The organism is Maridesulfovibrio sp. FT414 (assembly GCF_050916235.1).
Lineage (GTDB): Bacteria > Desulfobacterota > Desulfovibrionia > Desulfovibrionales > Desulfovibrionaceae > Maridesulfovibrio.
On sequence record NZ_CP104854.1, the window covers coordinates 2,656,307 to 2,680,302 of the forward strand.

Below are 23,996 nucleotides of genomic sequence, written 5' to 3' on the forward strand. Positions count from 1 at the left end.
GGTATATAATGGAGATGAGGCAGCTTAAAACTTTTTTGTCCGTGGCTGAGAGGCTTAATTTCACAAGAGCAGCAGAGGAGCTTCATCTGGCACAATCCTCTGTTTCCGCCCAGATCAAGCTCTTGGAGGATGATCTGGGAGTCATGCTTTTTGACCGTGTCGGGCGGGGAATTCTGCTTACCGAGTCCGGGGAGAAGCTTCGTGATTATGCCCGGCGCATGTTGCAGATGAGCGAGGAGATCCGAGGCGAACTTTCCGGGAGTGAGGACTTTTCCGGGACGATTAAAATCAGGATGCCGGAAACCATCGGAGCAGAGTACATGCCGGATGTTGTGGAGCGTTTCGTGCGGGAATATCCCAACATGGAAGTCATGTTCATCAACTGTGATGACGAGCGGCTTAAAGAGGAGTTGAACACAGGGCGCATTGATGCAGCTTTTCTGATGACCGGGTCACTCTCTTTCAGCAATGTATCCGTAAAACCATTGCGTGCTGAACCCTTGGCGCTTGCCGCTGCCCCGAAACACCCTCTTGCCGGGAAGGGAGTGGTCTCTACCTCAGACCTGCAGGGGCAGCGGGTGCTGCATTCCCGGGTGGACTGAAGTTACCGCAGGGATTTCGGGCGGTCGCTCGAAGAGGAACGTGTGCATACCCGGTCAGTGGTTTTCTCAAGCGGCAGGGCTCAGCGTAACTGTCTGCTGAGGGGGCTGGGCATTGCCTTGTGTCCGGAAAGGTTGCTTGCTGACGATTTTGAACATGGGAGGCTGGTCAGGCTTGAATGGCCTCCGGCTCCTGCTGAGACTATGATCATGATGGTTTCCCATGTTGACAGATGGTGTTCACCCCCGCTTGAGAGGTTTATGGAGCTGGCCGAACAGGCCGTTGTAAACGGGTGACAGATTGTACACTATTGTTACTGAATTGATCTATACGGCTGCGAGAGAAGTGAGCCAAAGTAATTTCAATAGGACTGTACTTTTTTTGCTGACTATGCCATTTGATTATATAGTAAAAAAGTAATTTAATTATTTATGGCAGCTGTCCGGAGGATGTCATGCGTAAGGTTTTGTTTCTGCTGCTTGCTGTTCTGCTTGTCTTTTCAGTTACAATCCTTCCTGGGTGTTCACGGAACAACGAAAAAGCGCAACTGCGTCCATTGCGGGTGGGATGGTTTCCATGGACCGGATGGTATCCGCTTATAATTGCCGATAAAAAAGGTTTTTTCAAGAAACATGGCGTGGCGGTGGAGCCGATCCTGTACTCGGCATACACTGATATTTTTCCGGATTTTGCAGCCTCAAAGATAGATGCCGCCCACGGAGGGCTCTATGAGTTGTTGAAAAGCAATGTGCCGGATATGAAAATTGTGCTGGCTACTGATTATTCTGAAGGTGGCGAGGGGCTGGTGGTAACTTCGGACATAAAGGCCCCTGTTGATCTTATCGGTAAAAGGATCGGGATTCAGGGAGCATTGTCCGGAAGCGAATTCATCATTACCACCCTTCTGCGCAAGTACGGTATTTCGCGTACCGATTTAAGCATTGTCGACGTGGGGCCGGAGTTGGTGCTTGAAACCATGCCCGAACAGATTCAGGGAGGCTATACCTGGGAACCTTTTCTCTCCAAGGCCAGGGATAAAGACTACAGAGTCCTTTTCACTACCGCCGACACTCCGGGGATGATACCCGATGTGATTGCTTTTCAGGGCAGGACTGTCAGTGAACGCCCTGCTGATGTGCAGGCTTTTGTCGATGCCTGGTTTGAGGCTCAGGAATATTGGCTTGCCCATAGGGAAGAGTGTGATGCCATTATTGCCGAGGCGACCGGTCAGACTCCCGGAGATATTTCGCTTGAAGGATGTCGTATCCTGTCTCGTAAGGATAACGTGAAGGCGTTTACGAAAGAGACCTGTCCGTCATCTCTATTTGATATTGGAGGAAAGCAGATCGATTTTTTCATAAGCGTTGGCGATGCATCCACTGCACCTGATCTGGACAGGATTCTCGATCCCCAGTTTGTGAAGGGGAGGGGAGCAGTTCAGTAATGAAAACCCAATCTCGATTGACCGTTACAGCAGGTTCGCTCATGGGCTGTATTGCCCCATTTTTGCAGGCAGTTACGGCAAATGCTGATGAGGGTACTTTTTCGTGGCCGGTTTCAGCTTTCGAGATCACCTGTTACATGCTGTCGGCCCTGGCCGCTCTGCTGTTTATTTTTGCCTATGTGTCTTTTCGCAGGTCGGCTGGTCTGAGGCAGCGACTGCTGAGTACATTCCTGCTTGTGTCCCTGCTGCCGATGTGTTTTCTTGCCATCCTTGATCAGAAAGTAACTTCCGATGCTCTGGTTGATAACAGCCGTCAGGTAATGCTGGCGGCGGCAACCCAGACCGCCGGTGTTGTCGATTCCTTTATTCTTACAAATCTTTCAACGGTGCGTACCGAGTCTTCAATCCCCCAGTTTGCCGAGTACCTGCGCATGCCGCCGGAAGAACGTGTAGGTTCACCGGAAGAGCTTGCGGTTATGGGAGTTCTCAGCTCCCTTAAAAGACGTGACCAGACATACATCACCTCCATCGCCATTCTTGATCTTTGCGGACGGGACGTGGCTGATACATACGGACCTGACATAGGAAGCGACAAGGCGGATCGGGATTATTTTATGGAACCCCTGCAAAGCGGGCTTCCTTACGTTTCCCCTGTAGGGCTTTCCGAAACTCCGAGCCAGCCTTCCCTGTATTTCAGTTGTCCGGTTCGGGACACGTCCGGAGAAATTCTGGGGGTTATTAGATTCAGATTCAACGCTGCTGTATTGCAGCAGTTGCTTTTCCCAAGGGGATTGTCCGGGGATCATTTCTACAGTTCTATCCTCTTCGGCGCAGAAGGGTTGCGGCTTGCAGATACGCAGCGGCCTGATCTTGTGCTTACCCCCGCCTTTGGTCTCGGTGAGGATGGAGGCGAGAAGCTGCTCGCCCGGAGAAGGATACGTGTGGAGGGGAAAAATACTGTCGGTACAGGGCTTGAACGGGCAGAGTTCTTTGAGCCCGGATTGACTTATTTTTATTCATCCCTGTACGGCCCGGACTGTGCACCGACCCTTAATGTCAAGGTCCGGATGCGTTATGCCCCCTGGACCCTTGTGCTGGGTTACTCGGAAGCTGCCAATCTTTCCAAGATGGCTACTCAATCCCGTTATGCCCTTCTGGTCATTCTCGTCATTGTTTTCGGTGTTGTTGTTACTGCATTCCTTGTCAGCCGCAGTATTACCGACCCCCTGCTTTCGCTGACAGAAGCTGCCCGCAGGTTGTCAAAGGGCGAAGAGGAAGTTTCTGTGCAGATCCATACCGGGGACGAGATTGACGAACTGGCGGAGACCTTCAACAGGATGAGTTCTGCGCTTAACAGTTCAAGAAGGACTGTTCTTGCGGCTTCTGAAAGGCTGCAGACCCTGCTTGATACTCTGCCTGATTCCGTTTTCATCCATGATGTGAACGGCCGAATTCTTGATGTCAACAAGGCCTTTGAAAAGACTTACGGCTATTCCAGTGCCGAGGCTCTTTCTCTTTCCATAAAAGACCTGAGCGGTGAGGGATTCACACAGGTAGAGGCCGAAAAACTTGTCGGCAGATGTGTTAACTCGGAAATGCAGGCTTTCGATTGGATTGCACGTCGAAGGGACGGAAGGGAATTCCCTGTTCATGTAAAATTACGCAGTTTCTCCCTTCCTGAGGGTATTCACGTTCTTGCGCTTGTTTCGGATATTACAGAGCGTAAGCAGTTTGAGCACGATCTGTTGCAGGCCAGGAACTACATCGGCAGCATCATTGATTCCATGCCTTCGGTCCTAGTGAGTGTGGATAAGGAAGGTGTAGTCACCCAGTGGAACAGTCAGGCTGAAAAGGTAACAGGAATTCCCAAGAGTGAGGCCCGGGGGAGGTTGTTTGAACAGGTACTTCCATATCTTGCTGATGAAATGCATAAGATAAGGGCTGCGGTGAAGAATGGTACGCCGCTTGAGGACCTCCGGCGGGTTCATAATATTGATGACATGACCAGATACGAGGATGTCATTATTTTCCCCCTGTATGCCGAAGGAATAGAAGGCGCGGTAATCCGTATAGACGATATTACCGAACGGGTTCAGATGGAACAGGTGATGGTGCAGTCTGAAAAGATGTTGTCGGTCGGCGGGCTCGCTGCAGGCATGGCTCACGAGATAAACAACCCACTGGCTGCTATCATGGGCGGCGTGCAGAATATGCGCAAGCGTCTGCTTGGTGATCTGCAGAAAAACAAGGATGTGGCACAGGCCTGCGACTTCTGTCTGGATAACCTGAAATCCTATCTTGAACAGCGTGAAATTACCAGGATGCTTGACGGAATACAGGAGTCCGGAGCAAGGGCCGCGAGGATCGTCAGCAATATACTCAATTTCAGCCGCAGGGGCGGGGAAGGTTTCTTCCGCTATGATATGGCCGAGCTTATGGATAAATCTCTAGAGCTCATTGCCAGTGATTATGACTTGAGGAAGGATTACGATTTCAAGAATATTGTGATTAAAAAAGAGTATAAGCCCGATCTCCATCCGGTTTATTGTGAAGGAAATCAGGTCCAGCAGGTTTTTCTGAATTTATTCAAGAATGCAGCCGAAGCATTGTCGGAGAAAAAATTTATCGACGAAAAACCGCAGATAACTGTCCGTATTGCTGAAGAGGAAGGCATGGCGGTTATTGAGATTGAAGACAACGGGCCGGGAATGCCTGATGAGATCGTCAGACGAGCTTTTGAACCATTCTTCACTACCAAACCTCCGGGGAAGGGAACCGGACTCGGTCTTTCGGTTTCCTATTTCATCATCACCGACCAGCATGGTGGAACCATGGAAGTCTTTTCCGAGATCGGAAACTGGACCAGATTTGTAGTCAGATTGCCGATTGGAGAATAATCAGTAAAATATTAAAAATCCCCCGCAGCGTATGCTCCGGGGGATTTTTAATGTTTACATTTGAATCCATTCAATTTTCTTCCTGTCGGCCAGATGGCAGCAGGTCCGGTGTCCCGGAACGATTTCCTTATCCTGCGGAGCCTTTTCCCGGCAGATATCCATGGCATGGGCGCATCTGGGATGAAAATGGCAACCTTTGGGAGGATCAAGCGGAGACGGAATCTCGCCCTTAAGGGGGGCAAAGTCGACAGCACGCTTGTCCAGTCTTGGCACTTCGTTCAGCAGGGCCTGGGTGTAGGGATGGAATGGCGCACTGAACAGTTTCTCCACCGTACCTACTTCCACTACCCGGCCCAGATACATGACGGCGATCCGGTCCGAGATGTGTTCAACAACCCCCAGGTCATGGCTGATGAACAGGCAGGTCAGATTCAGTTCCCTGCGCAGATTCATGAACAGGTTCAGGATCTGGGCCTGAATGGATACATCCAGAGCTGCCACTGATTCGTCGCAGATGAGGCATTCCGGCTGCATGGCCATGGCCCGCGCAATCCCTATTCTCTGGCGCTGACCGCCGGAAAACTGGTGCGGATAACGGTTCTTGTAGCTTGGATCAAGCCCGCAGCGCAGCATTACGTCGGCCAGATAACGGTCGAATCCGGCCTTGTCGGTAAGGCCGTGGTAAAGCGGTGCCTCGCCGATGATGTCCTTGACCCGTTTGCGCGGGTTCAGCGATGCAAAAGGGTCCTGAAAGATCATCTGCACGTTGCGGGCATATTCCATCTTTTCCGCTGAGGGAAGATCCTTAACATTTGTTCCCTTGTAAAATATCTCACCGCCGGAAGGCTCAAGTATTTCGCAGAGCATGCGGCCCAAGGTTGATTTTCCGCAACCCGATTCTCCGACCAGCCCCAGCACTTCCCCGGGCATGATTTCCAGATTGACGCCGTCCACGGCCTGAACCCGTTCCTCGCGCATGTTTGAGCCGAGTTTCTGGGCAATCTTGCCGGCAAAGTCGAGCTCTTTGACGAAAACCCGGCTGAGATCCTTACAACTCAAAAATGGTGTCTTGCTTTCATTCATATATCAATCCTGTATAATTAGGATTTACGTGTGTTTCATGCTTTCTCATCTCTGGCTTCCTACAAAGGATGATGGCAGCGAACCATGCGTCCGTTATCAAGCTCTGTACGTTCCGGTGGTTGCAGGCACAGCTCGTCGGCATAGGGGCAGCGCATCCTGAATGAGCAGCCTTCAGGAATGTTGATCAGCGACGGGGTCATGCCTGGAATCTGGAACAGCGGTTCGCCGCGTCTGTTGCGGCTGGGCACTGATCCGATCAGCCCGTGGGTGTACGGGTGCATGGGCTTGTCGAGGATTTCCTCTACGTTGCCCTGCTCGATGATGCGTCCGGCATACATTACCGCCACCTTGTGGGCCAGGCCGGCCACGACGGTGAGGTCGTGAGTGATCCAGATGAGGGCCATTCCGGTTTTGCGGCACAGGGTCTGCATTTCGGAAAGGATCTGGCTCTGGATGGTCACGTCCAGTGCGGTAGTCGGCTCGTCGGCGATGATCAGGTCCGGCTTGTTCAGCAGCCCGATGGCTATCGCAACGCGCTGGCGCATTCCGCCGGAAAACTGGTGCGGGTAGGCCTTGATGCGTTCTTCCGGTGAGGGAATTCCGACCATGGCCAGTGCCTCAATTGAGCGGCGTCTTGCTTCGTCCTTGGAGACTTTTTCGTGGGCGGTGATGGCCTCCATCATCTGGGTGTCGATGCGCAGAACCGGGTTGAGCGTCATCATGGGGTCCTGAAAGATCATGGACACCTTTGCGCCGCGGAACCTGCGCCATTCTTCCTCGGACTGGCCGATAATTTCCTGTCCCCTGAATTTGATGGAGCCCCCGGCGATCTTGCCCGGATGGTCAACAAGTCCCATGATGGAAAATCCGGTCACGGATTTACCGGACCCGGATTCACCCACAATACCGACGATTTCACCGCGGTCAATGTCCAGCGAGATGCCGTCCACAGCCCTGGCCACGCCGGCGCGGGTATAGAAGTAGGTCTTAAGGTCTCGGATACTGAGAAGTTTATCACTCATTTTTTCAACCTCGGGTTCAGAACGTCTCGCAGCCGGTCACCCACAAGGTTGATGGATACGATGAGAATTAGCAGCGCAACACCGGGATAGAAGCTGATCCAGTAATAGCCGCTCTGCAGGTACTTGAAGCCGTTGGCGATGAGCAGGCCTAGCGAGGGCTGGGTGATGGGCATGCCCAGTCCGAGAAAGGAAAGGGTCGCTTCAAGGGCGATTGCTCCCGCCACCTTTACCGTGGAAATAACGATCAGTTCCGGCGTACAGTTGGGAAGCACGTGCCCGAACATTATCCGGTACCGGGGCAGGGCCAGGCATTTTGCGGCTTCCACGTATTCCTTCCTGCGTTCCACCAGCACGTTACTGCGGATGGCCCGGGCATAGTAGGCCCACTGCACGATGACCAGCGAAAGGATGATCTTGTCGACCCCCTTGCCGAGAATCGCCAGCAGTATCAGGGCCACAAGTATGGCCGGGAAGCTTAGCTGCAGGTCTACCACGCGCATGATGAATGAATCCGTGCGCCCGCCGATGAACGAGGCCCAGAGTCCGATTATGGACCCGATGATGAGCGCGATGACGGTACTGAGAACCCCGACCCCGAGACTGATGCGCAGCCCGTAAAGTATGGAGCTGAGCATGTCGCGGCCTTGACTGTCCGTCCCAAGCCAGTAGGTCAGGGATTCGTCCATTGATTTCTGGCCCGGCTCAAGCTTGGAATCCATGACGTCGATGGACATGAGGTCATATGGATTCTGGGGCGAAATATAGGGAGCAAGCAGGGCCACGACGATGATCAGGGTCAGAACGGCCAGTCCGATCGTGGCGGTCTTGCTTTCAAAATATTCCTTGAGCGACTGTATGAGCAGGGACTCGTCCTTGGCCGGTACGTATTCGGCTGCGGATATGTCCGGCTGCTGCATCTGTGTTGTTTCTGCCATAAATTTATTCCTTTTATGCCTCCGGGGACCAAAGAAACTTTTAGTCGGGTATTGCCTTACGATGTGGCGAAGCCAAATTAAATGTTTCTGAAGTGGATGGGGTCCGGGGAAGGGGAAGCTCTTACAAGAGTTTCCCCTTCCCCGGCCGCCGGGGGCTTCTTCAATTACATCAGTTCTGGTCCCCCAAACGGACACGGGGGTCCAGAATGGAATAAATCACGTCAACCACGAGGTTGATGATGATGAACATGGTTACGGTAATGAGCAGGTAGGCCACGATTACCGGCCTGTCGAGGACCCCGATGGAGTCAATGACCAGCTTGCCCATGCCGGGCCATGAGAAGATCGTTTCGGTTACAACCGCGAAGGCGATCAGCCCGCCGAACTCCATGCCCAGAACGGTCACCACCGGAATCATGATGTTTTTCATTACGTGCAGTCCGATGATTCTGGTGTTGGTGAGCCCTTTGGCGCGGGCGAACTTCACGTAATCCATCTGCAGGTTTTCCTGTACCCCGGCACGGCTGAGCCTGATGGCCAGCGAGGTCTTGAACAGGGCCAGGTTCATGGCCGGAAGGATCAGGTGGCGTATGCCGTCCCAGGTCAGGAAACTCACCGGTACACCGAACAGCTCGACTGTTTCACCCCGCCCTCCTGAGGGCAGCCAGCCGAGATAGACCGAAAAGATGATGATGAACATCAGGCCGACCCAGAACGTGGGCAGACTGAACCCGAGAATGGAGAAGCGCATGATACTTCGGCCCAGCAGGGTTTCCGATTTGATCCCTGCGATCATGCCCAGAGGAATGCCGAAGATAACGGCCATGAGCATGGCGGTAACGGCCAGTTCCATGGTGGCTGGCAGGCGCTGCATGATGAGTTTCAGGGCCGGTTCATTGTATACAAAGGAGTTGCCAAGGTCGCCGTGCACGGCATCGTTCAGGAAACGCATGTACTGTTCCGGCAGGGGCTTATCCAGCCCAAGTTCCTTGATGGCGCGGTCCCTTTCTGCCGGGGTGGCGTCCGGGGCGATCAGGATGTCGATGGGGTTGCCGATGCAGTAAACGCCGCTGAAGACCAGCACGGACATGACCAGCAGGACCATGACGCTCTGGGAAATTCTACGAATCAAAAATGCGAGCATCTATTTTGCTCCACGAAAAACGTTCTGACGAAGTTAAGTAAGGCAGGCTGCCGGAAAATTCCGGAGGACAGACACAAGAAAACACTGGAACGGTGCGTATTGATGGATACGTGAGTTTCAGTGTTCTTCCCGGTAACGCCGCTTGCGGCATTTTCCGGCAGCCAGAGGGGCGTACTATGACGCCCCTTTATATTAATCTCAGTTATATTTTGCAGCTATTTGACGGCCTTGATTTCGCGGGGAAGGGTGTACCCATCTGTGCGGCCGTTGTATTCAAGTCCTTTCCTGGAACCCCATACGTTAACCTGATAGTGGATAGGGATGATACCCAGATCTCCGATACCCATTTCAGTCGCCTTGATGATGAGTTCGTTGTGTTTTGCAGGATCAACGGTGATCAGTGCTTCTTCGAGGGTGGCATCAAGGTCGGGGTTGGAATAGCGTCCGCGGTTGGATGCTCCGAAGCCCTTTTCCTTGTCATAAGTGTGCAGCAGTGATGCGACGCAGTTGGACTGTTCGCCGGTGTCAGTGGCCCAGCCTACGAGCATGAAACTGAATTCAAGGGCGGAGGCTCTGGGGAAGTATACACTCTTGGGCATGGTGTTGACTTCGGTCTTGATTCCGACCTTGGTCAGCATCTGGGCGATGGCCTGTGCGATGTCGGCATCGTTCACGTAACGGTCATTGGGGCCGTGGATGACCAGCTTGAAGCCTTCGGGGTAACCGGCCTGCTTGAGAAGTTCAACAGCTCCCTTGGGGTCGTAATCTTCAGGCTTCAGGCGGGAACTGGTGCCTTCGTAACCGTCAGGAACCATCTGGCTGGCGGGCACTGCGAGGCCGTCCATGATGCGGGCGGCAATGGCACGGCGGTTGATTGCCTTGGAAATGGCCTTACGTACACGGAAATCCTTGAGGGGGTTCTTGATCTTTTCGCCGTTGTTCCCTGTTACAGTGGGGGAATCGTCACGGTCGGTATCCAGATGGATGTAGATCAGGCGTGTGGACGGAGACTGGGACAGGGTCAGCTTTTTATTGTCGGCAAGGTGGTCCACGTCTGCCGGGGGAACGAAGTTGATCAGGTCCACGTCACCCGATTTGAGGGCAGCCACGCGGGTTCCGTCGTTGGTGATGGGGCGGACGATGATTTCATCCCAGGGCAGTTTCTCGCCCCAGTAATTGTCGTTGCGTTTGTAGATGATCTTGTCTCCGCGTTCCCACTTGACGAGAGCGTAAGGACCGGTTCCGATGCAGGCCTTGCCGGAGTTGAAATCTTCAGTGGTTGCACCTTCAGCATTCTTCTTGGATACGATGGCGAAAGCAGCCAACTGACGGGGAAGAAGCGGTGCAGGTGCTTCGGTGGTGAAACGAATGGTGTGGTCGTCAACAACATCGATCTTCTGGATGGCGGCAACGAATCCGGTGAAGGAAGACGGGCTGTTGGGTACATTGGGAATGCGTTCAATGGTGAACTTTACATCTTCGGCAGTAAAGGGAGATCCGTCATGGAACTTTACGCCCTCGCGAAGTTTGAATTCCCAGACGTTATCGGAAACGGGTTTCCAGGATACGGCCAGACCGGGCTGGAGTTTCTGCCTGTTGTCCTGCCGGATCAGCTTGTCGAAAACATACAGGGACTGCACGTTGTTTGCTGAAACGTTGTGGAAATGAGGGTCCAGAGAGGTGGGTTCTCCTTTCAGGCCCAGGGTCAGGGTTTCTGCGTGGGCCACGGCAGCACCGAAGGCGATGCAGACCACTAGAGCAAGAGTTAGTAACAGTTTTTGGCGCATTCTATTCTCCTTGTTTCCTTACAGGTAAATTCGAATCTACCTTACACAATTAAACCTTGAAATCAAGGAATACCCGGTTTTGAGAATGTGCGATGCGCAATAAAGCGGTTGTTGTTTTTGTTGTTGCTTAATATTTTAAACAGCAAATTGATTATTCAATCAAGAATTATTTTTGCTGTTGCATAATAATGGTGATGTAATTTGCTGTCCCTGAAGATGCATTTCGCAGTGAAACCATGCCCAATTCGCCAAAGAAGATTTCAAGAACGAAATAGTCCTGACCTGCTGCTCGAAAAACATGATCGTGATTGTGCGAGAGACATGGCCTGATTTATGCTCAGCACAGCTTTATTAAGTCGTTGTGCTGCTGTTCCGGAAATCCTGTGAACCGCCAGCCCCCTTGATTCCAGCTCAGATACAAACAGCTGCTGCATGTATTCTCGCTCATGTCCCATGTCGCGCTGACCATCAGCCGTCCATTCAATGTCCATGTCGCAGAGAAGGTAGAGGGAAGGTGTGCGCAGCCGGAACTGTTCCTCGAGCCAGTCCGGACATATTCCGAAGTAATGTTTTGCATATACGATGGAGGATATGATGTCTGTATCGCAGATGACCGGATCGTCTCCCCTTGCCTGCGCCTGGGCTTCGAGTTCCAGTTGCCCTCTGGCAATGGGAATCACATCATCCGGTGTAAGCAATCCGTTTTTTTGTTCGAAGTAGCTGCGCAGGTATTCGGGAATAAAGGTCACCTTGTAGTGATCTGCGAGTTTTGCGGCAAGGGTGGTTTTTCCTGTGCATTCCGAGCCGGTAAGTACTACTCGCAGCGACATTCCTGCATCCTGTCCGCCTTGTAGGATTTGAGCCAGTGCATGAAGCCCAGAACCGCCATTGCCGTGTATACGGCCATCAGCCCGCTGTATCCGGCCCAGCCTTTTGCGTAATATATGCCGATGTACATGGTGTCGGCCACAATCCACAGAATCCAGTTTTCAAGGTACTTCCGGGCCAGCAGGTACTGGGCTATGAGCGATAGCACGGTGGTCAGGGCGTCCCACCAGGGATACGATGCCTGAAGGTAGTGTTCCGCAATGTATCCGGCCGGAATGAATGTAACCAGTCCCAGGGCAAAAAGGCGTATGCCCAGTTTCCGGTCGAGCTTCTGCACCTTCAGCGGTTTATTGTTGATGCCGCCGCGCAGCCACTGATGCCAGCCGTAGAAGCCCAGAACAACATATACGAATTGTAGAATTGCATCGGAATAGAGCCTGCCCTGAAAGACAACCACCATCCAGATTCCCACACTGATTATGCCGAAAGGCCAGCACAGCGAATTCTGACGCACACTTAGAAAAATGTAGATGAGCCCTGTTACTATGGAGATCTGTTCGCCGATGCCCATTGAACGGATGAATTCTGCTATGAAGTTAATGAATTCCATTTTTATTCCTGTTTCTTGATGTCATTGTGCGTGCGCTCAGGCATGTTAACACTTTTTTCCGGAAAGTCTAATGGTCCCATTTAGTTCCTGCCCTGCTTGCAGTACCGGGCAGGGGGGAGTGATGACCATTGGCGCTAAAAACATGAACGCTCCCGAGTGGATCTTCTTGGGAGCGTTTATGCTTTCCGGTGTTACTGGTGCCCGATGGGCACGGCAAAGTCTTTATGCTCAGGATTTATTATCCGCGCGCGGGAAGGTAATGGTGAAGCAGGCACCCATGCCTTCCCGTGACGAAGCCTTGATTGTCCCGTTGTAATCCTTGATTATCCCGTAGCTGATGGAAAGTCCCAACCCGGTTCCCTTGCCCACATCCTTGGTGGTGAAGAACGGTTCGAACAATCTTCCCTGAATTGTTTCCGGAATGCCCGGCCCGGTATCGCACACATCGATAATCACTTTATCGTCCGTAAAGGTTGTGGAGATGTAGATCTTTTTATCATCGGCTAAAGGAACTTTTCCGGCCCAGTATTCCTCTATGGCATCGCGGGCGTTTATAAGCAGGTTGATGACTACCTGTTCAAGGCGGTTGGAATCGGCCATGATTATGGGCAGGTGGCTGTTCAGATTCCATTCCACGCTGATATTGCGCACGGTGAGCTGGCGGCTGAAGAATTCGAAAGCACGCCTGAGCACATCGTTCACCTGCACGGGCATGGTCTTCAGGTCGGACTTGCGACCGAATTCGCGCATATGGTCGATGATTTTGCTGGCCCGGTTGACGTGCGTATCAACCCCTTCTGCCATTTCCTTAAGCATTTCCGGACCGATGGGTTGCCCGCGCGAGACTTTGCGCAGCATGAGATTGCTGATTGTCTTGAGAATTGCCAGCGGCTGGTTGAGCTCGTGGGCTACCCCGGAAGCCATTTCGCCCAGTGTGGTCATTTTGCTGGCCTGAATGAGCTGCTGCTCGGCTTCAAGTTTCTTGGTCACGTCACTGCAGGTGATAATCAGTGTCCTTGTCCCGTCGAATTCAGCAGGTGAAATACGCAGCACAGCGTAGATGGGCACACCGGATCTGGTAATCTGCGAACAGGGGCCGATCTCCTTTTTGACCTTGAGAAGGTGTGCGTAGTCGGATCTTTCCTCTTCCCTGAAAAACTGCAGTATGGAGCTGCCGAGAACTTCGTCCCTGCTGTATCCGTACATGCCTTCTACCGGATCGTTGCAGTTGAGAACATCAAGAGTCTCCGCATCAAGTACGAATACTGCACCGGGGATGGAATCGAAGATGGCGTGATAGCGCTGCTCGGAGGCTGCGAGGCGAACTTCGAGTTCCTTGCGCTTGGTAATGTCGATCATCATTTCCATGGCGGCGACGATCTTGCCGCTACGGTTCTTGATGGGAGAGGTGTAGACTATCCAGTGGATGGGCCTGCCGTCCTTTGAGAGTCCGGACTCCTCGCTCATGTGCGGGTTGAGGTCGAAAAATGTTTTTTCCACCGGGCATTCTTCGCATTTGCAGTCCCGGTTCTTGTTGATCTGGTAGCACTGCCTGCCGCGCGGTTTGCCGAAGTGAGCCTCATAGGCCTTGTTGTGGCGGATTACCCTGAAATCGAGATCGACCACGCTGACAAGACAGGGCACGTTTTCAAACAGGTCACGATATTCCTCTTTCTGTTCCAGCAGGGCCTTGTGCTTTTCCTGAACCTGTCGGCCCATCATGTTGAAGGCATCGGACAGGGTCCCTATCTCGTCGGTCTGGTCCAGTTGTACCCCGACGAAATCCCTTGCGGACCCGATGTCTTTGGTTGCCTTGATCAGGGCGCGGATGGGCTTGAATATGAAATTGTACGAATAGGCAAAGAGCGCGGCAAAGGTTGCAATGAATACAATCAGCGCGATACCGAAGTTGGCCTGCTTGAAGGTGGCCAGCATGGAGCTTTTCTTTTCAGTGGAAACAACCAGATCGAGAAGACCCAGCAGCCTCTCTTCCTTCCCGTGGACATGACAGGGGCCGGGGGCGCATCCTTCGGAGTTGGGGATTGGTGTCATAATCCCCATGTAATTCTTGCCGTTAACCGTCTTAAGCCTGCTGCGCTCCTTGAGGCTCATGGTGGAGGGCGGTGGATCGAAGCGGTGACACTGCCAGCAGGGGCCGCTGTTGATGTCCATTACATCGTTAATTTCCTTGGGATCGTTGGAATAGATTATCTGCCCTTTCTTGTTTATGACCCTGATGGCTTTGATTTCGCCCTGTCTGCTGATGTTGTTGATGTCGTTCTGGATGAATTCCTTGGAGTCCGTCATCATGGCGTGGTGCAGGCTGAGAAGCACCGTGTCGGAAAGCATGGCGATGTCGGAAATTACGTTGTCTGTGACGTTTTTCTTGAAAAACAGTACGTTGAAGCTGGTCCACAGAATGACGCTTAAGAGCAGGGTTACTCCCCCGGTGAGGATCATTTTCATGATCAGGCTGTGACTGAATTTTTTGAACAATTCACGGCCTCCTTAAAGCTTTGCCTGCTGTCCTCCTGCGGAGGGAAGGATTACCCTTCGAGTAGTTGGGACCGGGCTGAACCGCCCGTTAGTTTATTCCGGCCTGTCCATGGGGCAGAGGCGTGCGTCCTTGATGAGGTCCGCCAGAGTGTAGGAGTCGAGCATTTTGTACATGGCCTGATTGGCATCATCCCAGATGGAGCGGCGCAGGCACACTGCCGCACGCGGACAGGTGGTTACGTCCCCTTCGCAGTCCATAAAGGACTCGTCCCCTTCTAGCAGTCTGGTCAGTTTGCCGAGGGAAATGTCCTCAGGTTCCATGGTCAGCACGTTGCCGCCGTTGGGACCGCGTTTGCCGACGATGTATCCACCTTCTTTGAGTATTTTAAGAATTTTTTCGAGATACTTCAGGGAAATGTCTTCCCGACGGGCGGAATCCTTGCTGGGAACCGGGCCGTTGGTGGAGTGAAGAGCTATATCGAGTAGCAGCCGGGTTCCGTATCTGGAGCGGGTAGTCAGTTTCATGCGCTTGTCTCAGAATTGTTGAGTTATGAAAAAAAGGCTTCTAATGTTTATAATGTATCAGGATATGAAAATTTTTGAAAGGCGCAAAGTTTTCCACCAATATAGTCTGTTAATTGTGCTTGCAGACCTCTGAGGACGGCTGTTTCCTTGTTTCTACTGTGCGCGGAAGGTTAATGGTAAAAGTCGTTCCTTCTCCGGGCTCGGATTCCACGCTGATTTTTCCGCCATGCTGTTCAATGGTCTGGTTGGAAATGAAAAGCCCAATTCCGGTCCCCTTTTTGCCTTTGGATGAAAAGAAGAGGGTAAAAATCTTGTCTCTGGTCTCTTTATCCATGCCGGTTCCGTTGTCGCTTATTTTGATCTCGACATTCCCGTTTTTGTCACAGGCTGAAACCTTAATGGCGTGCGTCTTTCCGGGAACAGGGGTGTCGCATGCATCCACTGCATTTTCAAGAAAATTTACCAGTGCAGCGGACATGGAGCTGGAGTCGATCTGAAAAGTTCCGAGTTCTTCGGGTATCTCCGTGGAATAGGCTACCCCTGCGGCTGCGGCTTTGTTGTTGATGAGTGCTGCCGTATCCCTGAGGAATTGTGAAGCCTGAATCTCTTCGGTTTCAATCTCGCGGGATTTTGCATAGTAGAGGATATCCAGCACCATCTTTTTGACCCGGCCCACAACATCCTTGAGTGTTTTTGTGGCGTCGCTTACGCGCTGGGCATCGCTTTTGCGCAGCCCGGATTCGAGCCTGTAGATGCCTCCGTCCAGAGCGGTAAGCATTCCCTTGACTCCGTGGGACATGGAACCGAGCATGAATCCGAGTGAGGTCAGGTGGTCCTGCAGCCTGCGGATTTCCGTGATGTCGGTGGACATCTCCATGACCTGTTTGATGTCACCATAGGCATTGCGCAGCGGAGCCGACCAGACCAGCATGTTCTTGCGTTCACCGTTTCTGGTGGTGACTACGGTCTCCATCTGGTGGCTTTCCCCGTCCCGGAAAGTCCTCTGAACCGGACATTCCTCACAGGGAGTCTCACGGTGCTTGTAAGCGGAGTAGCAGGAAAGCCCGATGGGTACGTCGAAATCATCCTTGAAGCGGCGGTTGACCTCGGAAATGGTGTAATCGGGATTCTGAACCGAAATATAGCACGGGGCTTCGTCAAAGAGTCTTTGAAATTTGTACTGGGTCTCAAGAAGTTCGTCGCGCAGTCTTTTCAGCTCGGTCATATCCACCGAGATGTCGAGGACCAGTTCGATTTCGCCGTTCTTGTTGGGTATGGGAGCTGTGTAGACCGTTACGGGAATTTCCTCCCCGTTTTCGGCAATGAAAGTTTCCTTGCTGCGCTGGCCTTTTCCTGTTTCAAAGGTAAGCTGCACCGGACAGGCATTTCCTGCGGAATAGCGGTCTGAATAAATATCGAAACTGTTCTTGCCGACCACGTCTCCGAGCCGTTCCTTGAGCAGCTTGTTGGTGGCGACAATTTCCAAATAGCGGTTATGGATGGAAACAAGACAGGGCAGCTCGTTGAACATGCTGCTGCCGGTTTCAATCTCGTCGGCAGCGCTGGAAAGGGCTTCGCTCATGCTTTCCACAACCTGACAGGCGGCGTTCTGGCGTTCCAGTTCGATGATGCGTCTGGTCTTGTCTTCAACCAGTCGTTCCAGATTTTCCGTATATTCGCGGACCTGACGTTTGAGCAGGATCTTTTCCATGACCCGTTCAAGGGACAGTTCCAGAACTTCGTCGTTGACAGGTTTGGTTATGAAATCCGCAGCTTCAAATTTGAGTGATTCAATCGCAAGATCCATATCACCATGTCCGGTGAGCATGATCACTTCTATGTGCGGGTAATCTGATTTGACCGCCTTGAGCAGATCAATGCCGTCCATGCGCGGCATTTTGATGTCGGTCAGGATTATGTCGGGTTGGAATGTTTTGAGAAGTTTCAGGGCCGCTTCCCCGTTTTCAGCGGTCTCAACGGTATAACCAAAATCCATAATAGTGAGTCCGAGAAATCGTCTGAGACCTTCCTCGTCGTCAACGAGCATCAATTTCCTGCCAAGCATCAGCGCACCCCCGGGAACATGAAACAACAACCGGCCCTCGCAGCCGGGAAAAGTGAGAAAGGCTCCTCCGTCGACAGTTTGCCTTTAGTCGTCGGTCTCGCCCAGAGCCTTTCTTACTATTTCGATGACTTCAGTGGGATCAAAAGGCTTCTTGATTGTCGCAACAGCTCTTTTGATTGCCATGTGGATTCCCGGCAGACCGCTGATGACGATAACCGGGATGGTTGAAAAATCTTCTTCAAGCGTGAGTCGGCGATAAAAACGCGGACCCCACTCGTGCGGCATTTCCAGATCAAGAGTGATCAGGTCCGGCTTTTCAGCCATGGCCACGTCGTAGGCAGAGACACCGTCGGAGGCTCTGCAGGTTAGATAGCCGTGGTCCTCGAAAACGCTCACGAGGTAGTCTACGATGTACGGATCGTCATCCACAACCATTATTTTTTTGGGCATTCCAGTCACCTTTGTAATGATTTAAGTGGGTTATGTTTCCCAGTGGAGAGAAGCCTACACCTTACCACAACATCTGTTCAAGCTAAAAAAATTTGGCCGGTCGGCGATGATTCGCCGACCGGCCCTTATTTCACTTACAGCTAGCCGATTGTTTCTTTTACAATCTTGATAAGCTCTTCAGCGTCGAAGGGCTTGGTCAGAGTGGCTACAGCTTTGGGGATTGCGTACTTGTTGGCATTAAGTCCGCTGATTACGATGACGGGAATTCTCTTCAGCTCATCGTTCTGGGTCAGCTTGCGATAGAAGCGCGGGCCCCATTCGCTTGGCATTTCCAGGTCGAGAGTGATGAGGTCCGGTCTTTCCTTGTCAGCAACTTCGACAGCAACGGAACCGTCTTCTGCGGTAACAGTTGTGTATCCGTTATCGGTGAAGAGTTCGCTGAGGTAAGAACGGATATCCTGATCGTCATCTACGATTAAAATCTTCTTGGACATAATAACTTCTCCTGTGAATCTATACCCTTTAACACATCGGCGGCAGGTAAATACCGGCCGCCCGGACATGCGGATGTTTATCTCGATTCAGTTATCAACCTAAACTTTATCGGGCTTGCTGACGCTGACCACGGGGCAGTTGGCCCTGAGGATCACCTGTTCAACAGTAGAGCCGATACGTGCTCTTTCCGGATCAAGCTCGTTGGTATGGTGAGCGAGGCAGACAAGGTCCACGCCCTTTTCACGCGCGAGTTTGACGATTTCGACGTAAGGAATTCCTTCCCAGACTTCGATATCATAGTTCTTGAAATCACCCATGAGCGGTACGTAGGTATCACGAATACGCTTGCGGGCAGCAATGAGGCGTTCCTCGATTTCATTCTGGTCCAGAACCTTGCCGCTGATGTCCAGGGCATGGAAGATAGTCAGGTCGCAGTCGAGTTCACGGGCTGTGGACAGAGCGAATTTGAATGCGCTCTCAGCCTGCTTGGAGAAGTCGGTACCAAAAAGGATGTTGGAGAACCCGCCCCAGTAGGAGGCAGATTCACGGTGTACTGAAAGGACCGGGCAGCGGGCAGCCTTGGCTACCTTCTGCAGGGTGCTTCCGGGGTAGCCCTTGTGGAAGGATGCGTTCTCACCGGAGCTTGCAGCCATGACGATGAGATCGGAATCCGCCTTGCGGGCTTCGCGAAGGATTTCGCGGGCAGGAACACCGGTGGTCAGAACGATCTTGGCGTTGTCAGTACCTTCGAACTGTTTGGCAAAGGTGGTCTTGAGTTCCTCTTCGACCCAGGAGAGATAATCTTCGTCTATCTCAATTTCTTCACCGGTACGAACGTCGTTTACAACGTGGGAGAATGCCTTGGTAGGCACACCTACAACATGGAAGATCGTTACTTCAGAGCCGTAGCGCTTCGCCATGTCGAAGGCTACGCGGGCGGCTCCGAAGCTCGCAGGAGATCCGGTAGTCGCCAAAAGGATTTTCTTAAACATGTGACACCTCGTTCGTTGCGGACAATATCAGATAATCACCGGCCCTTGCGGGCCGGTGCCACTACCATTCGACGCGCATGCCTTCGGGCAGGTCCAGCATACCAATAACCAGAGGCTTCAGGAAGGACCAGCGGATGCCGATCTCATACTCTTCCTCGAGGTCACGGATAGCATCCCAGCAGTTATGGCAAGGTGCGATAACAAGCTTGCAGCCGGTTGCGAGGATCTGATCCATCTTTTTACGCAGTGCAACGTTACGCTGAGGGCGGTACAGGCCGACTCCGTTGAATCCGCCACCACCACCGCAGCAGTAGTTGTGTTCTTTGTTGGGTGCCATTTCCACGAAGTAGCCGGGTTCGACTATGTAGCTGATGATCTCCCTGGTGATTTCCTTCAGACCGTGGTTACGCACGTAGTTGCAGGAGTCCTGCAGGGTTACGGGTTCCTTGATCCGTTTTGCGGGGTCGATCTTCAGCTTGCCTTCGCGCAGAGCTTCGGCCAGCCATTCCACGTAGTGGATGTAGGGCTTGGGGGGAAGTCCGTCAGGACGTCCGACCCAGTAGGGGCCTTCGATTACGGTAGCACGGTGTGCGTGGCCGCACTCGGTACCGATAACCCTTTTGGGGTTGAGGCGCTCAATGGCGGAGTACACGTTATTGACGTTGTCCTTGCAACATTCCCAGTCGCCGGCAAACATGGAAAGTGAGGTCTGTTCCCATCCCTCGGAAGGAACGGTCCAGTTTTCACCGGCCACGTGGAAGAGGATAGCAGCTTCTGCCACGTCTTCCGGATAGTGCTTGGGCTCACGGGCGTTACAGGTGTACATGATGTCAGCGTCCTGCTTGTCCACGGGAATTTCCAGGCCGGGCCACTCTTCAGAGGTTTCTTCGGCCATCCATTCACATGTTTCAACCCAGTCCTCGGTGCTGACGTCCATCTGTGCACGGTATACGCGGTGCATACCGGAACCGATTTTCAGTTCCCAGGGAACGAAGCCCTGAGAATAGAGAAGGCCGCGCAGGTAAGAGAACATGACGCCCATGTCGATGCCGTGGGGGCAGTACATGCCGCAGCGGTTGCAGCAGGTGCACTGTGACCACGCCACTTTCATGCAGTGACGCATGAACTCGTTGGATACTTGTCCTTTCTTCTTGACGATGTGTCCGAGGGTGGACTGGATCTTGTACGAGGGTACCTGTTCGGGTACGCAGTCGTTGACCTGATAAAGGAAGCAGCTGTCGGCACAAAGTCCGCAGTGAGCGCAGATCTCAAGCCAGGTTTTGGTCCTGGACTTCATGGTCTTCTGGATGGTGGACCACAGCAGATTGCTATCTACGTCCAGCTCTTCCATTTCAGCATAATATTGCTTGCCGCTCTTGTCCGCCAGAGTCAGCTTGAGCTGCTCTTCGGTATTGATCGGCTGTCTGTTACAAAGTTTACCTTGAGGCATTTTGCTTCTCCTCTATGTGGCTATGTTGGTCCTGTTACCAGGAGAAGGTGGAGCCTTTCAAACCGCCGCGCTTGATGCCGTAGTCCATTCCGAGCTGTGCACGGGAACAGAAGAAAAGCACGCAGTGGCTGAGTTTGGTGAAAGGCAGACACAGCAGCCAGATTTCTCCGGTGATGATGTGTGCCAGCAGCCAGAACTGGTAATCACCCATCTGGTAGCGGGCGATGAGTCCGGTCACGAAAGGTGCCACAGTGATCACCAGCAGCAGATAATCATAAGCTGTGGTGAGAATTCTAACTTCCGGGAGTGCAATGCGGCGCAGGATGATGGCAACGCAGGCCACGATTACAGTCCAGGACAGCAGGTCGGCCAGGAACGCAGGCATCTGCGGCAGGCTGAAGCCCAGGTTTTCCTGCAGCATGGTGTTGTGTGCAGCAAGGAAAATGGGGGTTGCGAGCAGTCCGATGTGGAAAGCAAAGAATATGAAGGTAAAACCGGGCTTTTTTCTCCAGCCGCGGGCACCCACGGGGTTAAGCCAGGATATGATTGATCTGAATGCACCTTTAAGTCCATAGGACAGATGGGGCAGGTATGCCACGCGGTCGAGCTGCTGGCTGAGGCCCTTGAAGTAGAGCACTATGCGAACCAGCAGGCCGCCGAAGCTGATCGCGAAAACCAGCCAGAGCATGGGCCCGGTCAGAAGTTCGTACATTTTGTTTCTCCTCGAGTGTCGGCTTAGTGGTGGTCGCCGTAGTTCTTCTTGTTTTCGTCACGGTAGGCCTTTCCACCCATGAGGAACTGCCAGAACAGGGTGACGCCAACCAGTGCTCCGCCCATGAAAAGGTATACTATGCCTTTAGTGAAAGTGTAGTATTCCTGAAGGTTATGTGCTTCCATTTGTGTGTCTCCTTGGACGGCCTAGTGGTCGCCCTTGTAGTCGGGATGCTCAAAGAAGATAGGCATCCTGGTGGTGATGAAACGGAAAATCACTACACCGAGGGTAACGATGAATACTGAGATTCCGATTTCCATCATGCTGGGGAAGTACCTTTCGGCTGAAGGCAGATGGTAGTTGAACGCAACCATGGACACGTTGAACCTGTTGAAAACGATGCCAAGCACGGTGATGATGGCGGCTTTCTTGATCAGGCCGATGTTTTTGTCGCGAACACCCACAGCATAGAGGAAGCAGGGCAGGGCTACGAAGCCGAGTATTTCGGTAAGGAACAACAGGCCGTAACCGGTGGTCAGGTAGTGCCAGTTGTTGTCGTACGCAACGCCGATCATCTTGATGAAGAAGTAACCGAAGAGAACCAGGGAGGCGGCTTTACCGAATCCGAGGATAACACCGTCGTGGTGCTTCAGGTATTCTTCATCCATCATGCGGTGCATGGCCTTGTGGGAAAGGGTTCCCTCGAAGATGACCATGGACATACCTGCTGCGATACTTGAAACGAAGAAGTAAAGCGGCATGTATGGGGAGTACCACAGCGGATGGAGCTTGGAAGGTGCGATTGTGTACAGTGCGCCAAGGGAAGACTGGTGCAGGGTGGAGAGCACAACGCCGAAGATGGTCAGAGCCAGAGTCAGTTTGACAATCACGCCTCTGATTTTCTTCCAGCCCAGCCATTCGAACATGGCCGGAGTGAACTCGATGAAGAGCACAGTCAGGTAGAGCATAACGCACAGACCCACTTCGAAGAGCAGAGAGGTTGTACCCTGCTGGTAGAAGATGGGGTAAGGCAGGCGCCAGGGACGACCAAGGTCGTACTGCAGTGCGAATACAACCAGGGCGTAGCCTAGGAACGCGGTCAGGATCGCCGGACGTACAGCGGAATGAAAGCGCTTGAGTCCGAAGATGTAGCAGGCTGCGGAGGTGGTGTAACCGCCGGCAGCGAGAGCAACACCGCAGAGCAGGTCGAAACCGATCCAGATACCCCAGGGGTTGTTGTCATCAAGGTTGGTTACAGAGCCGATACCCTTGGTGAACCTGATCACGGTGATGACCAGACCCACGAGGATGATAGCACCGGCTACCAGATTGAAGGTATTAAAGGCCGATTTAGGGCCGTTGTTTGCGGGAGTAGACATTAGGATTCCTCCTTCTCGCCGTTTTCAGCCTTTTCTTCCTCTTTGGGATTGAGGGCTTCTTCCACGGCTTTCTTGACCTCTACTTCGATCTTGCGCTTGTTGGCCACGTCAGCTTTCTCAAGAGCTTCGGCGAGGGTCTTTTCTGCTTCAGCACTTGCTCTTGCGATTGCTTTTTCCACAGCTTCCTTGCGCTCTTCATCGGCAATCTTGCTGTTGCGTTTGCTTACAGCGTAGATGCCGCCGAGAAGGACGGGCCACAGGCCTGCAACCATGGGAACTGCTGCCAGTGCTCCGGCAGTGAGTTCAGGAGCGGACTTGGTGCCGAGGTCTTCACGCATGCCGATTTCGCTGAAAGGAACACCGGAGAGGTACATCCAGCTGGTTCCGCCCATTTCACGCTCACCGTAGATGTGGTCAACGTAACGGTCGGGGTTGCGGCGGATGCGCTCGCGGGCGATCTTGATAAGTTCATCCCTCTCACCGAAAACAAGTGCTTCCTTGGGGCAGCCCTCAACACAGCCGGGCAGTTTGCCTTCGGCCAGACGGGGAGCACACATGGTGCACTTCATGACCCTGGGGGTCAGGGGCTCGTCATATTCGTAAGTCGGGATTTCAAAGGGGCAGGCAACCATGCAGTAGCGGCAGCCTACACAGACCGACTCATCATAAACAACTGCTCCGTTGGGCAGCTTCTTGAATGCTTTAACAAAGCAAGCGGAGGCACAGGCCGGCTCAAGACAGTGGTTGCACTGGGACTTGCGGAAAACGGGTTTTCCCTGTCCGTTGTACTTGTTGACCACGGTGAAGGTCTTGGCGTCGGTTCTGCGTTTTTCGTCCAGCACGGAAAGGTCGTCGAATTTCTTCTCGGGTTCGGGAAGATTGTTGACCTTGTTACATGCTGCTTCACACTTGCGACAGCCGATGCAGCGGGTAGCATCGAAGAGTACACCCTTACTTCCGGGATAACCCTTGAACTCCTTGCCTGCGGCCTCGGCACCTGCGGGGAGTGCGGCTCCCACGCAGGTTGCGCCCAGCACTCCGAGGAATGTTCTGCGTAACATTTATCTGTTCTCCTTCAGGCT

At 52.8% G+C, this 23,996-nt stretch carries 20 protein-coding genes and 1 pseudogene; 3 read left to right on the forward strand and 18 right to left on the reverse strand.

Annotated features, from left to right (window positions below; genetic code table 11):
- Window positions 1-14 precede the first annotated feature (14 nt).
- From N7E73_RS11750 to N7E73_RS11760, 3 genes and pseudogenes are all read left to right on the forward strand, one after another.
- Window positions 15-896 (forward strand): annotated as a pseudogene (locus N7E73_RS11750) (LysR family transcriptional regulator).
- Between the two features lie 158 nt (window positions 897-1,054).
- On the forward strand, window positions 1,055-2,044 hold the full coding sequence (locus N7E73_RS11755) for an ABC transporter substrate-binding protein (RefSeq protein ID WP_432734939.1): 990 nt from the start codon (window positions 1,055-1,057) through the stop codon (window positions 2,042-2,044).
- Window positions 2,044-4,941 carry a PAS domain S-box protein gene (locus tag N7E73_RS11760; RefSeq protein ID WP_432734940.1) on the forward strand — a complete coding sequence of 966 codons (2,898 nt, stop codon included), beginning with the start codon at window positions 2,044-2,046 and terminating at the stop codon, window positions 4,939-4,941. Before N7E73_RS11755 ends, N7E73_RS11760 begins: the two co-directional genes overlap by 1 nt.
- A gap of 54 nt (window positions 4,942-4,995) precedes the next feature.
- Here N7E73_RS11760 and N7E73_RS11765 read toward each other — a convergent pair whose 3' ends face one another.
- From N7E73_RS11765 to hmcB, 18 genes are all read right to left on the reverse strand, one after another.
- A complete protein-coding gene (locus tag N7E73_RS11765) occupies window positions 4,996-6,024 on the reverse strand; it encodes an ABC transporter ATP-binding protein (RefSeq protein WP_432734941.1) in 1,029 nt (342 codons plus the stop codon).
- A gap of 59 nt (window positions 6,025-6,083) precedes the next feature.
- The gene (locus N7E73_RS11770) at window positions 6,084-7,046 is read right to left on the reverse strand and encodes an ABC transporter ATP-binding protein (RefSeq protein WP_432734942.1); all 963 of its coding nucleotides are present in this window, start codon (window positions 7,044-7,046) and stop codon (window positions 6,084-6,086) included.
- On the reverse strand, window positions 7,043-7,981 hold the full coding sequence (locus N7E73_RS11775; protein WP_432734943.1) for an ABC transporter permease: 939 nt from the start codon (window positions 7,979-7,981) through the stop codon (window positions 7,043-7,045). Before N7E73_RS11775 ends, N7E73_RS11770 begins: the two co-directional genes overlap by 4 nt.
- 169 nt (window positions 7,982-8,150) lie before the next feature.
- Entirely contained in the window at window positions 8,151-9,125 is a 975-nt protein-coding gene (locus tag N7E73_RS11780) for an ABC transporter permease (protein ID WP_432734944.1), read from the reverse strand.
- Window positions 9,126-9,340: 215 nt separating this feature from the next.
- The gene (locus N7E73_RS11785; protein ID WP_432734945.1) at window positions 9,341-10,912 is read right to left on the reverse strand and encodes an ABC transporter substrate-binding protein; all 1,572 of its coding nucleotides are present in this window, start codon (window positions 10,910-10,912) and stop codon (window positions 9,341-9,343) included.
- Window positions 10,913-11,172: 260 nt separating this feature from the next.
- Entirely contained in the window at window positions 11,173-11,742 is a 570-nt protein-coding gene (locus N7E73_RS11790; protein WP_432734946.1) for an AAA family ATPase, read from the reverse strand.
- Complete coding sequence (gene pnuC / locus N7E73_RS11795; RefSeq protein WP_432734947.1) at window positions 11,727-12,350, reverse strand: nicotinamide riboside transporter PnuC; 624 nt, start codon at window positions 12,348-12,350, stop codon at window positions 11,727-11,729. The genes N7E73_RS11790 and pnuC overlap by 16 nt, the downstream gene beginning before the upstream one ends.
- 228 nt (window positions 12,351-12,578) lie before the next feature.
- A complete protein-coding gene (locus tag N7E73_RS11800) occupies window positions 12,579-14,846 on the reverse strand; it encodes a PAS domain S-box protein (RefSeq protein ID WP_432734948.1) in 2,268 nt (755 codons plus the stop codon).
- 93 nt (window positions 14,847-14,939) lie between these two features.
- Complete coding sequence (locus N7E73_RS11805) at window positions 14,940-15,371, reverse strand: RrF2 family transcriptional regulator (RefSeq protein ID WP_432734949.1); 432 nt, start codon at window positions 15,369-15,371, stop codon at window positions 14,940-14,942.
- 109 nt (window positions 15,372-15,480) lie between these two features.
- Window positions 15,481-17,436, reverse strand: coding sequence for a response regulator (locus tag N7E73_RS11810; protein WP_432734950.1), 1,956 nt, complete (start codon window positions 17,434-17,436; stop codon window positions 15,481-15,483).
- A gap of 84 nt (window positions 17,437-17,520) precedes the next feature.
- Window positions 17,521-17,886 carry a DVU0259 family response regulator domain-containing protein gene (gene divK / locus N7E73_RS11815; RefSeq protein WP_432734951.1) on the reverse strand — a complete coding sequence of 122 codons (366 nt, stop codon included), beginning with the start codon at window positions 17,884-17,886 and terminating at the stop codon, window positions 17,521-17,523.
- A gap of 140 nt (window positions 17,887-18,026) precedes the next feature.
- Complete coding sequence (gene divK / locus N7E73_RS11820) at window positions 18,027-18,380, reverse strand: DVU0259 family response regulator domain-containing protein (RefSeq protein ID WP_432734952.1); 354 nt, start codon at window positions 18,378-18,380, stop codon at window positions 18,027-18,029.
- A gap of 99 nt (window positions 18,381-18,479) precedes the next feature.
- Complete coding sequence (locus tag N7E73_RS11825) at window positions 18,480-19,373, reverse strand: universal stress protein (RefSeq protein ID WP_432734953.1); 894 nt, start codon at window positions 19,371-19,373, stop codon at window positions 18,480-18,482.
- A 61-nt stretch (window positions 19,374-19,434) separates the two neighbouring features.
- Complete coding sequence (gene hmcF, locus N7E73_RS11830) at window positions 19,435-20,823, reverse strand: sulfate respiration complex iron-sulfur protein HmcF (protein WP_432734954.1); 1,389 nt, start codon at window positions 20,821-20,823, stop codon at window positions 19,435-19,437.
- A 34-nt stretch (window positions 20,824-20,857) separates the two neighbouring features.
- On the reverse strand, window positions 20,858-21,535 hold the full coding sequence (hmcE, locus tag N7E73_RS11835; protein ID WP_432734955.1) for a sulfate respiration complex protein HmcE: 678 nt from the start codon (window positions 21,533-21,535) through the stop codon (window positions 20,858-20,860).
- Between the two features lie 23 nt (window positions 21,536-21,558).
- A complete protein-coding gene (gene hmcD, locus N7E73_RS11840) occupies window positions 21,559-21,720 on the reverse strand; it encodes a sulfate respiration complex protein HmcD (protein ID WP_432734956.1) in 162 nt (53 codons plus the stop codon).
- Window positions 21,721-21,741: 21 nt separating this feature from the next.
- Entirely contained in the window at window positions 21,742-22,914 is a 1,173-nt protein-coding gene (gene hmcC / locus N7E73_RS11845) for a sulfate respiration complex protein HmcC (protein ID WP_432734957.1), read from the reverse strand.
- Entirely contained in the window at window positions 22,914-23,975 is a 1,062-nt protein-coding gene (hmcB, locus tag N7E73_RS11850) for a sulfate respiration complex iron-sulfur protein HmcB (protein WP_432734958.1), read from the reverse strand. The genes hmcC and hmcB overlap by 1 nt, the downstream gene beginning before the upstream one ends.
- Window positions 23,976-23,996 lie beyond the last annotated feature (21 nt).

Bases quoted from the DNA above. Each gene is read 5' to 3' on its own strand.
- hmcF (WP_432734954.1), bottom strand. From the start codon at position 20,823: ATGCCTCAAGGTAAACTTTGTAACAGACAGCCGATCAATACCGAAGAG.
- hmcE (WP_432734955.1), bottom strand. From the start codon at position 21,535: ATGTACGAACTTCTGACCGGGCCCATGCTCTGGCTGGTTTTCGCGATC.
- N7E73_RS11825 (WP_432734953.1), bottom strand. From the start codon at position 19,373: ATGTTTAAGAAAATCCTTTTGGCGACTACCGGATCTCCTGCGAGCTTC.
- N7E73_RS11790 (WP_432734946.1), bottom strand. From the start codon at position 11,742: ATGTCGCTGCGAGTAGTACTTACCGGCTCGGAATGCACAGGAAAAACC.
- N7E73_RS11760 (WP_432734940.1), top strand. From the start codon at position 2,044: ATGAAAACCCAATCTCGATTGACCGTTACAGCAGGTTCGCTCATGGGC.
- N7E73_RS11805 (WP_432734949.1), bottom strand. From the start codon at position 15,371: ATGAAACTGACTACCCGCTCCAGATACGGAACCCGGCTGCTACTCGAT.
- hmcC (WP_432734957.1), bottom strand. From the start codon at position 22,914: ATGTCTACTCCCGCAAACAACGGCCCTAAATCGGCCTTTAATACCTTC.
- N7E73_RS11780 (WP_432734944.1), bottom strand. From the start codon at position 9,125: ATGCTCGCATTTTTGATTCGTAGAATTTCCCAGAGCGTCATGGTCCTG.
- divK (WP_432734952.1), bottom strand. From the start codon at position 18,380: ATGTCCAAGAAGATTTTAATCGTAGATGACGATCAGGATATCCGTTCT.
- N7E73_RS11810 (WP_432734950.1), bottom strand. From the start codon at position 17,436: ATGCTTGGCAGGAAATTGATGCTCGTTGACGACGAGGAAGGTCTCAGA.
- hmcD (WP_432734956.1), bottom strand. From the start codon at position 21,720: ATGGAAGCACATAACCTTCAGGAATACTACACTTTCACTAAAGGCATA.
- N7E73_RS11755 (WP_432734939.1), top strand. From the start codon at position 1,055: ATGCGTAAGGTTTTGTTTCTGCTGCTTGCTGTTCTGCTTGTCTTTTCA.
- hmcB (WP_432734958.1), bottom strand. From the start codon at position 23,975: ATGTTACGCAGAACATTCCTCGGAGTGCTGGGCGCAACCTGCGTGGGA.
- N7E73_RS11775 (WP_432734943.1), bottom strand. From the start codon at position 7,981: ATGGCAGAAACAACACAGATGCAGCAGCCGGACATATCCGCAGCCGAA.
- divK (WP_432734951.1), bottom strand. From the start codon at position 17,886: ATGCCCAAAAAAATAATGGTTGTGGATGACGATCCGTACATCGTAGAC.
- pnuC (WP_432734947.1), bottom strand. From the start codon at position 12,350: ATGGAATTCATTAACTTCATAGCAGAATTCATCCGTTCAATGGGCATC.
- N7E73_RS11770 (WP_432734942.1), bottom strand. From the start codon at position 7,046: ATGAGTGATAAACTTCTCAGTATCCGAGACCTTAAGACCTACTTCTAT.
- N7E73_RS11765 (WP_432734941.1), bottom strand. From the start codon at position 6,024: ATGAATGAAAGCAAGACACCATTTTTGAGTTGTAAGGATCTCAGCCGG.
- N7E73_RS11785 (WP_432734945.1), bottom strand. From the start codon at position 10,912: ATGCGCCAAAAACTGTTACTAACTCTTGCTCTAGTGGTCTGCATCGCC.